A 14,894-nucleotide genomic window follows, 5' to 3' on the forward strand; every position below is an offset into this window, starting at 1 on the left:
TGGCTAGGTTCGCAGCATGAGCACGACGACCACCGCGATCGACGCCTTCACCTTCACCGAGATCGAGCACGAGGTCCCCGACCCCGGCCCGCACGACCTGCTCGTCGAGGTGCGCGCGGTCTCGGTCAACCCCGTCGACACCAAGGTCCGCGCCGGGCTCGACGCCCCGCGGGTGCTCGGCTTCGACGCGGCCGGGGTGGTGCGCGCGGTCGGGTCGGACGTCACGGCGTACGCACCGGGCGACGAGGTCTACTACGCCGGCTCCATCGACCGGCCCGGCTCCAACGCCGGGCTGCAGCTGGTCGACGAGCACGTGGTCGGCCACAAGCCCCGGAGCCTCGACTGGGCCGAGGCGGCCGCGCTGCCGCTCACCACCATCACCGCGTGGGAGACGCTCTTCGACGCCCTGCGGCTCGGTGCGGACAGCACCGGCCGGCTGCTCGTGGTCTCGGCCGCCGGCGGGGTGGGCTCGGTCCTCACCCAGCTGGCCAAGACGCTGACGGGCCTCGAGGTGGTGGGCACCGCCTCGCGCGAGGAGTCCGCGGCCTTCGCCCGCGAGATGGGCGCCGACCACGTCGCCGACCACCACGACCTGGTGGCGTCGGTGCGGGCGCTGGTGCCGGACGTGCAGTACGTCTTCTCCCCGGTCTCCGGCGACAACGTCGAGGCCTACGCCGAGCTGCTCACCCCGCGCGGCGAGGTGGTCGCGATCGACGAGCCGCCGGGCCTGGACCTGCTCCCGCTCAAGGACAAGAGCATCACCTGGCACTGGGAGCTGATGTTCACCCGCCCGCTGTTCGCGAAGACCGACCCGACCCAGCGCGAGCTGCTCGAGGAGGTCGCCCGGCTGGTCGACGCCGGCCGGGTGCGCACCACGCTGACCACGACCTTCGAGGGCCTGACCGGCGAGAACCTGCGCGCGGCCCACGAGCAGGTCGAATCCGGGCGCACCGTGGGCAAGGTGGCGCTGACGCTCTGAGGCCTCAGCGCGTGAGCTGGTTGACCATGAGGTCGAAGGTGCCGAGGTCGAAGATGTTCTTGGCCAGGTAGACCGGCCGGCCGCCCTCGGACAGCACGACGGTCAGCGCGGCGGGGATGCCGTGCAGCGGCAGCTCCATCCAGGCCAGCCGCTCGGTCGCCCGCGAGAGCGACGAGAGTCGCCACACCTCGGGCACCAGCCCGGCCCGGCGCTCGGCGCCCAGGCACTCCAGGATCGTGGGCTGGGCGACGGGGTCGTGCTTCTCGGGGTCGAGCTGGTGGGTGAGCTCCTCGGGCACGGCGTCGAGCAGCATCAGCTCCAGCGACGAGGCCAGGAGCACGTCGTCGAGGGCGAAGACGGTCTCCCACGCCAGCATGGTCTGCGCGACGCCGAGCAGGTCGTGGGCCCAGCTGCTGCCCTCCTCGAGCGAGACGTGCAGCCGGCGGACGGGGCGGACGCCGGCGCCGAGGAGGCGGTGGAAGCTCTCCGCGAAGCGCACCGGCCCGGCGGGCGGCGGGGCCATGGCCCACAGCCGGTCGCGCCCGCGGACGACGTACCCGTCCTCCTCGAGCAGCAGCAGCACCTCGTGCAACAGGTCCCGCTCGACGCCGAGCTCCTGCGCCAGCCCGACCTCGCCGGGCAGCCGCTGCCCCGGGCCGAAGCCGGCCGAGCGCAGGTGGGTGAGCACGACGTCGTAGACCACGACGAACTCGGGCACCCCGCCGCGGACGTAGCGCTCGGCCTCCTGCTCCGCACTCATGCGGCTCCTCCCCCGTTGACGGTGAGCACGCTCCAGGACTCGGGCGGCAGCACCAGGCGCCACCCTCCCCCGTCCGTGCGCACGACGTCGAGCGGCACGCCGGGGTCGGTCCCGTCGTACGCCGCGTCGGCGGTCGTCGTGCTGGCCGTCGGCGCCGCGTCGCGCAGCCCGTGCGGCTCGACCTCGACGTCGACCGGCTCGGGCGCGCGGTTGACCAGGAACAGGCTCCACGCGCCGGAGTCGGCGTCGTGCGTCGCGGCCGCCGAGACGGCCGCCACCTCGCCGTACCGCTCGGTGGACAGCACGGGCGCGCTGACGTCCGCGTGCAGCACGGCGCCGCGGGCGGCGGCCGCCGTCCGCGCGAACGGGTGGAACGTCGGCTGCCGGCGCGCGGGCCCACCGGGCTCGGTGCGGATCGGCGCGATGACGTTCACCAGCTGCGCCTGGCACGCGATCCGGACCCGGTCGGCGTGGTTGAGCAGCGAGATCAGCAGGTCGCCGACGACGACCGCGTCGAGGTTGGTGTATTCGTCCTCGATCAGGCGCGGCGCCTCGCGGACCTCAGCCAGGCCGTCGGGCGGGAAGCGCGACCAGTACCAGACGTTCCACTCGTCGAAGGCGATGCCGATCCGCTTGCCGCTGTGCTTGCGCGCCGCGACCGCGTCGATGGTGGCGGCCACCCCGTCGATGAAGGCGTCCATGTCGGCGGCCGAGGCCAGGAAGCTGCGCCGGTCGCCGTCCTGCTCCTCGTAGTAGGCGTGCATCGAGACGTGGTCGACGACGTCCCAGGCCTCCTCGAGCACCTCGGACTCCCAGTAGCCGAAGGTCGGCATCCGGTGGTGCGAGCTGCCGCAGACCACGAGCTCGAGGTCCGGGTCGACCAGGCGCATCGCCCGGGCGGTCTCGGTGGCGAGCCGGGCGTACTCGTGCGCGGTCTTGTGCCCGACCTGCCAGTCGCCGTCCATCTCGTTGCCCAGGCACCAGGTCCGCACGGCGTACGGCGCGGCCCGGCCGTGCTGCGCCCGCAGGTCGGAGAAGTGCGTGCCGCCCGGCTGGTTGCAGTACTCCACGAGGTCGGCCGCCGCCTGGGCGCCGCGGGTCCCGAGGTTGACCGCCAGGACCGGGTCCAGGCCACGCCGCTCGGCCCACTGCAGCAGCTCGTCGGTGCCGACCTCGTTGGTCTCCACCGAGCGCCAGGCCAGGTCCAGGCGCCGGGGCCGGTCGGCGCGTGGGCCGACGCCGTCCTCCCAGCGGTAGCCGGACACGAAGTTGCCGCCCGGGTAGCGCACCGCGGTGACACCGAGCTCGTCGACCAGCTCCGCCACGTCGCCGCGGAAGCCGTGCTCGTCGGCGGTGGGGTGCCCGGGCTCGTAGAGGCCGGTGTAGACGCCGCGGCCCATGTGCTCGACGAAGCTGCCGAACAGGCGCCGGTCGAGGGCGCCGCGGTCCCGGCGGACGTCGAGGACGACGCGCGCCGTACCGGTCACGCCAGGGCCTCCTCGAGGCCGGCGGCGACCTCGAGCAGGAACCGGTCCTGGCCGAACGGCGCGACCAGCTGGACGCCGACCGGCAGGCCGTCGGCGGTGCGGCCGAAGGGCACCGAGATGGCCGGGCAGCCCGTCACGGTGATGAGGTAGCAGGCGCGCATCCAGTCGAGGTAGTCCGGCATCGCCCGGCCGTTGATCTCGGTGGGGTACTCCTGGTCGGCTGGGAACGGCGGCACCTGGGCCGTCGGCAGCACGAGCAGGTCGTGGTCGGCGAAGAACAGCCGCATCCGCTCGCTCAGCGCGGTCCGCTGGGCGTACGCGCGGGCCACGTCGGCGCCGGTGAGGTGCTCCCCGGCGCGGATGTTGTCGGCCAGGCTCTGCTTGAGGTCGTCGGGGTGCTCGGCCAGCAGCGGGCCGAACCCGGACCAGAACAGCCAGGCCCGCAGGGTGCGGAAGGTGTCGTCGGCCTCGCCCAGGTCGGGGTACTGCCCGTCGACGGTGGCGCCGGCCCCGGCCAGCACCCCGGCGGCCCGGCCCACGATCTCGGCCACCTCGTGGTCCACCTCGAGCTGACCGCCCAGGTCGGGCGCGACCGCCACCCGCAGGCCGGCCAGCTCGCCGGTGACCGGGGGCGCGAAGACCAGGCCGGGGTCGCCGAGCGCCGTCGGCACCCGCGGGTCCGGGCCGGCCATCACGCTCAGCAGCAGCGCGAGGTCACCGACGTTGCGGGCCAGCGGACCACCGGTCGCCGTGGTCTCCCAGTAGTTGTCGGTGGGCCAGTCCGGCACCCGCCCGAGGCTCGGCCGCAGCCCCACCACGCCGCAGAACGACGCCGGGTTGCGCAGCGATCCGCCCATGTCCGAGCCGTCGGCCAGCGGCACCATCCCGGCCGCGAGCGCACACGCCGCGCCCCCGCTCGACCCGCCGGCCGAACGAGCGGGGTCGACCGGGTTGAGCGTCGTACCGAAGACCCGGTTGAAGGTGTGCGACCCCGCCGCGAACTCCGGCACGTTGGTCTTGCCGATCAGGACCACGCCGGCCTGGCGGACCCGCTCGACGAGCAGGTCGTCCTGGTCGGGGACGTGGTCGGCGAACAGCGGCGAGCCGTACGTCGTGCGCCACCCCGCCGCCGCGTGGGTGTCCTTGACCGCGAACGGCAGGCCGTGCAGCGCCCCGACCTCCTCGCCGCGGGCCAGCGCCTCGTCGGCTGCGCGGGCCCCCGCCCGGGCGCGCTCCTCGTCGAGGCTCACGATCGCGTTGAGCTCCGGGTTGCGCTCGCCGATGCGCTCGAGGTGGAGGTCCAGCAGCTCGCGAGCGCTGATGTCGCGGGCGGCGACCGCCGCGGCCTGGGCGCGGGCCGTCGAGTCGACGGTCAGGTCGCTCACCGGCGGCGTCCGAAGAGGCCGCCGATGACCACGCCGAGGGTCACCAGGCCTGCGCCCACCGCCACGCCCTTGAGGAAGTCGCCGCGCCCCGCTGCGCCCGGGCTCGGGGTGGCGGTGTAGGTACGCCCACCGGTTAACGATTGAGCGGTTGGCACACCTTCAGGCGGGGAAGTGTGCGCACCGCTTAACGATTCAGCTGTTGGCAGATGCGCAGGCGCCCCACCAGCCCCACCAGCCTCGAGCGCGGCGGCGACGTTGCCGAAGAACTCGCCGGCCATCCGCTTGGAGACCGAGCTCAGCATGCGCTGGCCGACGCCGCCGACCATGCCGCCGACGACCGCGTCGGCGTCGTAGGCGATCTCGGTCTGGCCGGGCCCGGGCGACGAGAAGCGCACGGCGACGGTGGCGTCGACGGTGCCGGGCGCGCCGGCGCCGGTGAGGCGCATGGTCAGCGACTCGTGCTCGTGCAGGTCGGCGAGGGCGCAGCAGCCGTCGTAGGTCCCCTTGATGGCGGCGACCCCGGCCGTGACCGTCATGTCGTACGCGTGCGGCCCGGTCTCCTCCAGCCGCGAGCAGCCGGGGATGGTGGAGACCAGCACCTGGGGGTCGAGCAACGCCGCCCAGACCCGGTCCACGGGCTGGTCGACGACGTGGGAGCCGGTGATCTTCACGGGCGCTCCTCCGTGGGTGGCAGGTGGGCACGCAGGGCGAACAGGTCGGACGGCGAGATCGGCATCGCGGTGATGGGGATGCGCTCGGCGTCCTCGATGGCGGCGGCGAAGACCGCGGCCGAGGGGATGACGCCCGCCTCCCCGGCGCCCTTGATGCCGAGCGGGTTGAGGGGCGAGGGTGTCTCGAGGTGGTCGATGTCGATGCCGTCGGGCACCTCGGTGACGTAGGGCATGAGGAAGTCCATGAACGAGGCGTTGAGCAGCTGGCCGGACTCGTCGTAGGCCATCCGCTCGTACAGCGCTCCCCCGACGCCCTGCGCGACGCCGCCGTGGATCTGGCCCTCGACGATCATCGGGTTGATCAGGCGCCCGCAGTCGTGGACGACGGCGTACTTGAGGATCGTGATCTCGGCCGTGTCCGGGTCGGTCTCGACGATGACCGCGTGCATGCCGGAGGCGAACGTCGCGCGCTCGGGCGAGTAGAAGTCCTTGCCCTCCAGCCCGGGCTCCTCGTCCTCGGGCACCGGCGGCTTGCCGGGGTCGCCCACGGAGAACTGGGTGGCGCGCTTGGAGGCCTCGTCGAAGGCATAGCGCAGCGGGTTGGACAGCACCGAGACGGTGCCGAGGTCCAGGGACGAGGACGGCGCGCCGATCACCGACACGACACCGTCCACGATCTGCAGGTCCTCCTCGGCCGCCTCCAGGGCGTCGGCGGCGATCTTGAGCACCTTCTCCTTGGCGCGCTTGGCGGCGAGGTGGATGGCCGAGCCGCTCATCACCGCTGCGCGGGAGGCGAAGGTGCCGACGGCGTACGGCATCCGGCGGGTGTCGCCGGTGACGACCTCGACGTCCTCGAAGCGGCAGCCGAGCTCGTCGGCGACCAGCTGCGCGAAGACGGTGGCGTGGCCCTGGCCCTGGGTGGTGAGGCCGGTGGCCACCTTGACCTTGCCGGAGGTCTCGATGTGCACGTGCGCGCCCTCGTAGGGCCCGACACCGGTCCCCTCGACGTACGCCGCGAGCCCGATGCCGACCCGCCGCCCCTGGAGGGCCATGTGCTTCTGGAACTGCGGGAACTCGTCCCAGCCGACCAGGGCCTTGATCTTCTCGAGCATGGCCGGGTAGTCGCCGGAGTCGTACTCCAGCTCGCGGCCGTCCTGGAAGACCAGGCCGTGGTCGTAGGGGAACTCGTCGGGCTGGATGAAGTTGACCGCGCGGACCTCGGTGCGGTCACGGCCGAGGTACTCCGCGATCGCGTCCATGGTCCGCTCCATGGCGAAGCAGCCCTGGGGCCGCCCGGCGCCGCGGTAGGGCGTGACCATGACGGTGTTGGTGTAGAGCGACTCGAAGACCACGCGGTAGGCGCCGGGCTTGTAGGGCCCGAGCAGCTGGGTCGAGGTGATGATCGGGACGATGAGGCCGTACGGCGTGTAGGCGCCGTGGTCGTGCCAGAACTCCACGTCCAGCCCCAGCAGCTGGCCCTCGTCGTCGAAGCCGACCTCGACGTGCTGGACCTGGCCGCGCTCGTGGGCGGTGCTGATGAAGTGCTCGCGGCGGTCCTCGGTGAACTTCACCGTCCGGCCCAGCGTCTTCGCGGCCAGCGGGACCAGGAGCTCCTCGGGCCAGGGGTGGTTGATCTTGACGCCGAAGCCGCCGCCCACGTCGGGGGTGATCACGTCGACCTGGCCGAGGTCCAGGCCGAGCTTGACCGCGAGCGCGGCGCGGACGCCGGTGGAGCTCTGGGTCGAGGTCCAGGCCTGGAGCCGGTTCAGGTCGGGGTCCCAGCGGGCCACGGTGCCACGGCCCTCGAGCGGCTGGCAGGCGCTGCGCTCGACGGTGAGGTCGAGGGCGAGGCGGTGCGGGGCGGCGGCGATCGCGGCGCGGGCGTCGCCGACCTCCTGCTCGAGGCGGGCGCCGACGTTGCCGGGCACGTCGTCGTGCACCAGCCGGTCCGCGGCGCGGGCGGCGTCGATGCCGACGACGGGCGGCAGCAGCTCGTAGTCCACGCGGATCCGGTCGAGGGCGTCCTCGGCGACGTAGCGGTCCTCGGCCACCACGAAGGCGATGGCCTCGCCCACGTAGTTGACCTCGTCCTTGGCCAGGGCGTACTGCGTGCGGCCGTGGGTCAGTGCCGGGTGCGGGATGAGCAACGGAAGCGGCTCGGCCATGGGACCGGTGAGGTCGTCGTAGGTCCACACCGCGTGCACCCCGTAGACGTCGAGCACGCCCGAGACGTCGATGTCGAGGATGCGGGCGTGGGCGTGCGGGCTGCGCAGCACCGCCGCGTGCAGGGTGGCGGGGCCGACCGCCACGTCGTCGGCGTACCGGCCCTGGCCGCGCAGGAACCGCTGGTCCTCGACGCGCTGGACGCCCTGGCCCATCAGCTTGGTGGTCATGCTCGCGCCCTCATGCGCCGAGACCGGTCGAGGCGTTGTCGTCGTCGCGGTCCACCACGGTGGTTGAGGAAGGCGCGCTAGCGCCTGTCTCGGGACCTCCGGGGCTTCGAGACGGTTGCTGCACAACCTCCTCAGCCACCGTGGCCGCCAGCTCGGCCGCGCGCTCGACCGCCTTGACGATGTTCTGGTAGCCGGTGCAGCGGCACAGGTTGCCCGCGACCATCTCGCGGGCCTCCTCGTGCGTGGGCTCGGGGTTCTCGCGCAGCCCGGCGGTGATGGTGGTGAGGAAGCCGGGCGTGCAGAAGCCGCACTGGAGCCCGTGACACTCCAGGAACGCCTGCTGCACCGGCCCGAGCGTGCCGTCGGGCTCGGTCAGCCCCTCGACGGTGGTGAGGTCGCTGCCCTGGGCCGAGACCGCGAAGACCAGGCACGAGCGGACCGGCCGGCCGTCCATCAGGACGGTGCAGGCGCCGCAGACGCCGTGCTCGCAGCCGACGTGGGTGCCGGTGAGGCCGAGGTCGTGGCGCAGCGCGTCGGAGAGCAGACGGCGCGCGGGCAGGCGCACCGGGTGGTGCGTGCCGTTCACGCTCAGCACGACGTCGTGCTGCTCCTCGCTCATGCGTGCGCCCCCTCGACCTGCCGTCGCGCCGATTGCACCACGCGGGCGGTGAGCACGGTGACGAGGTGGGCGCGGTACTCCGCCGTCGCGTGCACGTCGCCGGCGGGGTCGAGGTGCTCGAGTGCGACCCGGCCGAGCCGGTCGTCGGGTACGCCGGACAGGTCGACCACGGTGGGCACGTCGGCCACCGACAGGAACCCGACGCGCACGGAGTCGTCGTGCACCAGGGCGGCCGCGCCGACCAGCGCGTAGTCGCCGTGGCGCCGGGCGATCTCGTCGAAGGCCACGCCCGCGCCCGGCGCGAGGGCCGGGAAGAAGGCCGAGACCGCGATCTCGTCGTGGGCCAGGCTCGACTCGAGCGGCCCGACGTACAGCTCGTCGGCGGGGATCGTGCGCGAGCCGCCGGCGCCCTGGACGGTCACCGAGCCGCCGAGCAGCCGCAGCACCACGGGCAGCTCGGCCGCGGCGTCGGCGTGGACCAGCGAGCCGACGGTGGTGCCGCGGTTGCGGATGGTGGCGTGCGCGACGTGGGACAGCGCCAGGGTGAGCAGCGGCTGCACCCGTCGGGCGTCGGCCGAGGCCAGCACGTCGGCGTGCCGGGCCAGCGCGCCGACGGTGACGCCCGCGTCGTCGACGGTGACGTCGGCCAGGCCGGGCAGCCCGTTGATGTCCACGAGCAACGTCGGCGCCGCCAGCCGCATGGAGAGCAGCGGCACCAGGCTCTGGCCGCCGGCCAGCACCTTGGCCCCCGGGTCCCCGGCCAGGGCGCTCACCGCCTCGGTGAGCGACCCCGGCCGCAGGTAGTCGAAGGGCGCCGGTTTCACAGCGTCATCACAGTGCCCTTGTTACCTCATGCGCCCCGGTCTCGGTGCCACCGCGGCTCCCGCGGTTGACCAGGTGGTAGTAGACGATGACCAGGATCGTCCCGAGTGCGATGCCGCTGAGCGAGAAGTCGTCGGTGATCTTGAGCGTCACGCCGCCGATGCCGGCGATCAGGCCGGCGGCGAGGCCGACCAGGTTGACCGGGTTGCCGAAGTCGACCCGGTTCTCCACCCAGATCTTGGCGCCCACCAGGCCGATCATCCCGTAGAGCACCACGGTGATGCCGCCCAGCACGCCACCGGGGGTGGCGTTGACGATCGCGCCGAACTTCGGGCACAGGCCGAGCAGGATCGCCACCGCGCCGGCGACGTAGTACGCCGCCGTGGAGTAGACCTTGGTCGCGCCCATGACGCCGATGTTCTCGGCGTACGTCGTCGTGGGCGAGCCGCCGAACGCGCTGGCCAGCGCGGTGGCGAAGCCGTCGGCGCCGAGCGCGCGACCCATGTAGGGGTCCAGGTCGTCTCCGGTCATCTCGGCCACCGCCTTGACGTGCCCGGTGTTCTCGGCGATGAGCGCGATGACGCCCGGCAGGACCAGCAGGATGAAGGTGAGCGAGAAGCTCGGGCCGTGGACCACGTCCACGCCGTCGCTGAGGGTCCCGCTGGGCAGGCCGATCCAGTCGGAGCTCCCGACCGCGCCCCAGTTCCAGATCCGGTCGTGGTCGGTGGCCTCGCTCGCGCCCGAGATGACCGAGTTGATCTGGCCGAAGACGCCGTCGAAGATCCAGGAGATCAGGTAGCCGAAGACCAGAGACAGCAGCACGGCGATCCGCGCCCAGAAGCCGGGCAGCAGCACGGCCGCGCAGACCATGAACGTCGCGGTCAGCAGGGCCACCCACTGGTCCTCGGGCCAGTAGAGGCCGGCCACGACCGGTGCCAGGTTGAAGCCGATGAGCATGACCACGGCACCGGTGACGGCGGGCGGCAGGACCGTGTGGATCAGCCCGGAGCCGGCGAAGTGCACCAGCACGCCGACCGCGAGCAGCACGAGCCCGCTGATGAGGATCGCGCCGGTCACGTCGGCGGAGTCGCCGCCCTGCGCGCGGATCGCCGCGACACCGGCCACGAACGACGCGCTCGTCCCGAGGTAGCTCGGCACCCGGTTGGTGGTGACGAGCAGGAACAGGATCGTGCAGATCCCGGAGAACAGGATGGCCAGGTTGGGGTCGAGCCCCATGACCAGCGGGAAGACGAACGTGGCGCCGAACATGGCCACGACGTGCTGCGCACCGACCCCGATGGTCTTGCCCCACGGCAGCCGCTGCTGCGGACCGACGGGCTGGCCCGGACCCGGGTCGACGACCGCCCAGTTGAACATCGACATGACTGACCTGCTTTCTGCCCGCGCGCGCACTCCCGCGCCACGCACCCTGATGCGCACATGAGACACCCGTCGAGCGCCGCGGGGCGTGAACGACGCGTTACCGGCGAGTACATGTCGGGGCGGCTAGGTTCGGCGGGTGGTCCCGGTCAGCGCCCCGCCGCGAGTGGCCGCGCTGCTGCGCTCCGCACCGGACGGCCCGGCGCCGCTCGTGCACCGCGGCCCGGACGCGGTGTACGTCGAGGTGGCCGGTCGCTGCGTCGGCGTCGTCGGCACCCGCGCGACCGCCGTGCCGTGCGCGCTGCGCACCGCCCTCCCGGTGCTGCCGGACGTGGTGCGGGCCTCGGTGCGGGGCGGCGTCCTGCACCTGGACGACGAGCCCCTGGTGGTCGGCCGGTACGTCGCGGTCTCGGTCCCGCGCCTCCCGCTCATCGGCACCCCGGGCGCCGTCGACCCGGCGGCCCTGGTCGGGCGCGGCGACGGGCTCACGCCGTACGGCGACGACGTGCTGTGCGGCTGGCTGGCGGTGACGCGGGCGGCCGGCGTACCGACGCCGGAGGTGGACGAGCAGGTCCGTGCCCTGGCCCCGACGACCACGCTGCTCTCGGCCACGCTGCTGGAGTGCGCGATGTCCGGTGAGGTGGTGCCGGAGTTCGGGGCGTGGCTGGCCGGGACGGGCTCCGCCGAGGCGGTGGAGCGGATCGGGCACAGCTCGGGGCGCGGCCTGCTGGAGGGCGCGCGGCTCGCGCTGAGCGGACTTGAGAGGGTGGCGGCATGAGCCAGACCCACGTGGAGCTGCGGCGCGGTGCGTACGCCGACTCCGTGACGCTGCTGCAGGTGAGCCGGACCGTCCAGGGCGTCGAGGGCGTGACGGCGGCCCAGGTGGCCATGGCCACCGCGCTCAACGTCGAGGTGCTCACCGGCATGGGCTTCGCGGTCCCGCCGGAGGCCACGGCCAACGACATGGTCGTCGCGGTCCGGCTGAGCGACGAGGGGTCGCTCGACGCCGCGCTGGCCGGCGTGGACCGCGCGCTGACCGAGTCGACGCGCCGCGCCCCGGGGCCGTCGGAGGAGGCGCCCCCGCGGACCACCGCGGCGGCCCTGCGCCGGACCGGCGGTGACGCGGTCGTGCTCGTCTCGGTGCCCGGGCCCTCGGCGTTCGTCGAGGCCGTGGACGCGGTCGAGGCCGGCTGCGACGTGATGGTGTTCAGCGACAACGTGCCGGTCGAGCAGGAGGTGCGGCTCAAGGAGGCCGCCGCCGCCCAGGGCCTGCTGGTCATGGGCCCGGACTGCGGCACGGCCGTGGTCGGCGGGCTCGGGCTCGGCTTCGCCAACGTCGTCCAGCCCGGTCCCGTCGGGATCGTGGCCGCGTCCGGCACCGGGGCCCAGCAGGTCCTCGCCCTCCTCGACCACGCCGGCGTCGGGGTCACCCACGCACTCGGTGTCGGCGGCCGCGACCTGTCCGTCGAGGTCGGCGGGCTCGCCACCCGCGAGGCGCTGCGGCGGCTCGACGCGGACGCCGACGTGGAGCGGATCCTCCTGGTCTCCAAGCCGCCCGCGCCGGAGGTCGCCGCTGAGATCACCGACTTCGCGGCCTCGCTCGGCACACCGGTCTCCCGCGCGCTGCTCGGCGAGGTCGACCTCACCGCCGCCACCGAGGCGCTGCTGCGCGAGCTCGACCGCGAGGTGCCCGCCTGGCCGGTCACCGGCCGGGCCGAGCCGGCCCCGTCCGGCTCCCGGGTCCGCGGGCTCTTCGTCGGCGGCACCCTGGCCTCCGAGGCCGCGCTCGTCCTGGGCGAGCGCGGGGACGTCACCGACTTCGGCGACGACGCCTACACCTCGGGCCGCGCGCACCCGATGATCGACCCGACCCTGCGCCTGGAGCACCTGGCCCGGTCCGCGGCCGACCCCGACGTGGCGGTCCTGCTGCTCGACGTGGTGCTCGGGCACGGCGCCGAGCCGGATCCGGCGGCGCTCCTCGCCCCCGCCCTCGCGAGCGCCGGCAAGCCGGCGGTCGTGACCGTCGTCGGCTCCGCGGCCGACCCCCAGGGGCTGGACGGCCAGGTCCGGGCGCTGGCCGACGCCGGCGCCGAGGTCCACCTCTCCAACGCGGGTGCGGCCCGCCGAGCCCTGGAGCTGCTGTCGTGACGAGCTCGACCACCCGCATCGTGAACGTCGGCGCCGACCTCCTGGCCGACGCCCTCGACGCGCAGGCCGCCGAGGTCACCCGCGTCGACTGGCGCCCGCCGATGACCGGCACCGAGGCCGACCTGGTCGCGGTCGCCGCCGACCCGCGCCGGCCCGCGGCGAACGCCGATGCGCTGGCCCGGGTGCTGGCGGTCACCGCGACCCTGGTCGACGTGGCCCCCGCCTCCGAGCTGCTCGGGCTCGAGCCGGGGCAGTTCCTGCACGCCGGCCCGCCGATCACCTGGGACCGCGCGTCCGGTCCGCTACGCGGTGCGCTCATGGGCGGCGCCGCGCTCGAGGGGCTGGTCGAGGACCCCGAGGACGCCGTGCCGCTCTTCGAGGCCGGCACGTCGGTCTCCCTCGAGCCGTGCCACCACCGCTCGGCCGTCGGTCCGATGGCCGGCGTGGTCACGCCGTCGATGTGGCTGTGGGTCCTCGAGGACCCCGAGAGCGGCCGCCGGACGTACTGCTCGCTCAACGAGGGGCTGGGCAAGGTGCTCCGCTACGGCGCGTACTCCCCCGACGTGCTGACCCGGCTGCGCTGGCTGGGCGACGTGCTGGGCCCGCTCCTCCAGGCGGCGGTGCGCACCGTGCGCGACCAGCAGGGCCCCGTCGACGTGACCGGCATCCTCACCCAGATGCTCCAGATGGGCGACGAGGCCCACAACCGCAACCGGGCCGGCACGCTCATGCTGCTGCGCGACCTGTCCCCCGCGATGGTGACCAGCGGGTACGACGCCGCCGACGTGGCCGAGGCGCTGCGCTTCGTGGGCGGCAACGACCACTTCTTCCTCAACCTGGCCATGCCGGCCTGCAAGCTGGCGCTCGACGCCGCGCGCGGGATCCCGGGCTCGACCATGGTCGTCGCCATGGCCCGCAACGGCACCGACTTCGGCATCCAGACCGCCGGCACCGGCGACGAGTGGTTCACGGGCCCGGCGCAACTGGCCGACGGCCTGTTCCTGGGCGACTACGGCCCCGAGGACGCCAACCCCGACATCGGTGACTCGGCCATCACCGAGACCGCCGGCATCGGCGGCTTCGCCATGGCCACGGCGCCCGCCATCGTGCGCTTCGTGGGCGGCTCGGTGCCCGACGCGCTGGCCACCACCCGCCGGATGCACGAGATCACCCTCGGCGAGAACCCGCGCTGGTCGGTGCCGGTCCTGGAGTTCCAGGGCACGCCCACCGGCATCGACGTGACCAAGGTGTGCCGGACCGGGATCCTGCCGCAGATCAACACCGGCATGGCCGGCCGGGTGGCGGGCGTCGGGCAGGTCGGCGCCGGGCTCGTCACCCCGCCCGCCGAGATCTTCCCGAAGGCCCTGGCCCGCCTGGCCGAGCTGACCCGCTGATCAGCCGGTGATGCGTACCCGCTGATCGACGCTCGCCGTGTTGCCGGCGGCGTCCGTGGTGGTGACGGTGACGTCGGCGCGGACCTTCTTGCCCGACGCCAGGGCGCGCTGCACGAGCCGCTGCACCGACGGCCGGAGCGGCACGGTCACGGACGCCACCTGGCCGGCGGCCAGCGCGACCGGCGCGACGGCCTTGGGCCGCTGCCGGCCGACCCGGACCACCGCGCTCACCGCGGCGGTGCAGGCCTCGGCGGGACAGGCCACCGAGAGCGCCAGCCCACCCGCGGTGAGCGCCGGTTGCCGGCGCACCGCGGTCACCTGCGGCACGGGCGCGGTGGTGTCGACCGGGGTGCACGCCGTGCCGATGAGCGCGCGGGCCTCGCCGAGGCGGGGCTGGTAGCGGCCGCGGTACTGCGTCGCGGGCCGCTCCACGTCGGCCACCCACTCGCCGTACGCGGTGTCGGGCGGGTACGGCGCGGTGCGCGCGGTCGCGGCGTGGTCGAGGAACCAGTCGAGCTGGACCTCGGGGTCGTTCGGGAACCCGGGGTAGGTCGCCTTCCAGATCGACCTCTTCATCTGGAAGTAGCCGGCCGAGTCGCCGCCGCCGGCGGGCAGGTTGCGCAGCCCGGACTCGACCAGCGCGGCCATCACCGGCAGCTCGCCGGGCAGCCCCCGCGCCGCGGCACCCGCGGCCATCCAGCCGGCCACGGCGGCCTGGCCGGCCTCATCGCCGGGGTAGGCCGTCGCAGCGCAGGGGTCAGCGGCGTGCGCCGCGGGGGTGGCCGGTGCGAGCACCAGCGACCCCGCGGCGAGCGCCAGGACGAGGAGGCTCCGCAGCCGCACCCGTCGAGGGTAG

The 14,894-nt window shown here is 74.0% G+C and carries 13 protein-coding genes; 4 read left to right on the forward strand and 9 right to left on the reverse strand.

Annotated elements, in window-relative coordinates; translation table 11 throughout:
• Nucleotides 1-16: 16 nt before the first annotated feature.
• Nucleotides 17-979, forward strand: coding sequence for a zinc-binding alcohol dehydrogenase family protein (locus G5V58_RS15350; protein WP_165234470.1), 963 nt, complete (start codon nt 17-19; stop codon nt 977-979).
• 4 nt (nt 980-983) lie between these two features.
• Here G5V58_RS15350 and G5V58_RS15355 read toward each other — a convergent pair whose 3' ends face one another.
• From G5V58_RS15355 to G5V58_RS15390, 8 genes are read right to left on the reverse strand one after another with little or no spacing between them, the layout of a single operon-like run.
• Nucleotides 984-1,739: a GntR family transcriptional regulator gene (locus G5V58_RS15355; RefSeq protein ID WP_165234473.1), complete on the reverse strand. Its 756-nt coding sequence runs from the start codon at nt 1,737-1,739 to the stop codon at nt 984-986.
• Nucleotides 1,736-3,226, reverse strand: a complete 1,491-nt coding sequence (arfA, locus tag G5V58_RS15360; protein ID WP_230486652.1) for an arabinosylfuranosidase ArfA — start codon at nt 3,224-3,226, stop codon at nt 1,736-1,738. The genes G5V58_RS15355 and arfA overlap by 4 nt, the downstream gene beginning before the upstream one ends.
• A complete protein-coding gene (locus G5V58_RS15365; RefSeq protein WP_165234476.1) occupies nt 3,223-4,611 on the reverse strand; it encodes an amidase in 1,389 nt (462 codons plus the stop codon). Before G5V58_RS15365 ends, arfA begins: the two co-directional genes overlap by 4 nt.
• Nucleotides 4,608-5,282, reverse strand: coding sequence for an SRPBCC family protein (locus G5V58_RS15370; RefSeq protein WP_165234479.1), 675 nt, complete (start codon nt 5,280-5,282; stop codon nt 4,608-4,610). Before G5V58_RS15370 ends, G5V58_RS15365 begins: the two co-directional genes overlap by 4 nt.
• On the reverse strand, nt 5,279-7,675 hold the full coding sequence (gene cutA / locus G5V58_RS15375) for an aerobic carbon-monoxide dehydrogenase large subunit (protein WP_165234482.1): 2,397 nt from the start codon (nt 7,673-7,675) through the stop codon (nt 5,279-5,281). Before cutA ends, G5V58_RS15370 begins: the two co-directional genes overlap by 4 nt.
• A gap of 10 nt (nt 7,676-7,685) precedes the next feature.
• Nucleotides 7,686-8,294, reverse strand: coding sequence for a (2Fe-2S)-binding protein (locus tag G5V58_RS15380; protein ID WP_165234485.1), 609 nt, complete (start codon nt 8,292-8,294; stop codon nt 7,686-7,688).
• Entirely contained in the window at nt 8,291-9,118 is an 828-nt protein-coding gene (locus G5V58_RS15385; protein ID WP_165234488.1) for an FAD binding domain-containing protein, read from the reverse strand. The genes G5V58_RS15380 and G5V58_RS15385 overlap by 4 nt, the downstream gene beginning before the upstream one ends.
• Nucleotides 9,119-9,125: 7 nt before the next feature.
• The gene (locus G5V58_RS15390) at nt 9,126-10,499 is read right to left on the reverse strand and encodes a uracil-xanthine permease family protein (protein ID WP_165234491.1); all 1,374 of its coding nucleotides are present in this window, start codon (nt 10,497-10,499) and stop codon (nt 9,126-9,128) included.
• A 136-nt stretch (nt 10,500-10,635) separates the two neighbouring features.
• Between G5V58_RS15390 and G5V58_RS15395 the strand changes: the two genes are divergently transcribed.
• From G5V58_RS15395 to G5V58_RS15405, 3 genes are read left to right on the forward strand one after another with little or no spacing between them, the layout of a single operon-like run.
• Nucleotides 10,636-11,274, forward strand: a complete 639-nt coding sequence (locus G5V58_RS15395) for an oxamate carbamoyltransferase subunit AllH family protein (RefSeq protein WP_165234493.1) — start codon at nt 10,636-10,638, stop codon at nt 11,272-11,274.
• Nucleotides 11,271-12,644 (forward strand): FdrA family protein, encoded by a 1,374-nt coding sequence (locus G5V58_RS15400; RefSeq protein ID WP_165234496.1) that lies wholly within the window; start codon nt 11,271-11,273, stop codon nt 12,642-12,644. The genes G5V58_RS15395 and G5V58_RS15400 overlap by 4 nt, the downstream gene beginning before the upstream one ends.
• Nucleotides 12,641-14,038, forward strand: coding sequence for a YlbE family protein (locus G5V58_RS15405; RefSeq protein ID WP_165234499.1), 1,398 nt, complete (start codon nt 12,641-12,643; stop codon nt 14,036-14,038). Before G5V58_RS15400 ends, G5V58_RS15405 begins: the two co-directional genes overlap by 4 nt.
• Here G5V58_RS15405 and G5V58_RS15410 read toward each other — a convergent pair whose 3' ends face one another.
• A complete protein-coding gene (locus G5V58_RS15410; RefSeq protein WP_165234502.1) occupies nt 14,039-14,881 on the reverse strand; it encodes a hypothetical protein in 843 nt (280 codons plus the stop codon). It lies immediately after the preceding gene.
• Nucleotides 14,882-14,894: the final 13 nt, after the last annotated feature.

This window comes from Nocardioides anomalus (assembly GCF_011046535.1).
Lineage (GTDB): Bacteria > Actinomycetota > Actinomycetes > Propionibacteriales > Nocardioidaceae > Nocardioides > Nocardioides anomalus.

Excerpts from the sequence above, each read along its gene's own strand:
- G5V58_RS15380 (WP_165234485.1), bottom strand. The coding sequence starts at position 8,294 with ATGAGCGAGGAGCAGCACGACGTCGTGCTGAGCGTGAACGGCACGCAC.
- cutA (WP_165234482.1), bottom strand. The coding sequence starts at position 7,675 with ATGACCACCAAGCTGATGGGCCAGGGCGTCCAGCGCGTCGAGGACCAG.
- G5V58_RS15355 (WP_165234473.1), bottom strand. The coding sequence starts at position 1,739 with ATGAGTGCGGAGCAGGAGGCCGAGCGCTACGTCCGCGGCGGGGTGCCC.
- G5V58_RS15390 (WP_165234491.1), bottom strand. The coding sequence starts at position 10,499 with ATGTCGATGTTCAACTGGGCGGTCGTCGACCCGGGTCCGGGCCAGCCC.
- G5V58_RS15350 (WP_165234470.1), top strand. The coding sequence starts at position 17 with ATGAGCACGACGACCACCGCGATCGACGCCTTCACCTTCACCGAGATC.
- G5V58_RS15400 (WP_165234496.1), top strand. The coding sequence starts at position 11,271 with ATGAGCCAGACCCACGTGGAGCTGCGGCGCGGTGCGTACGCCGACTCC.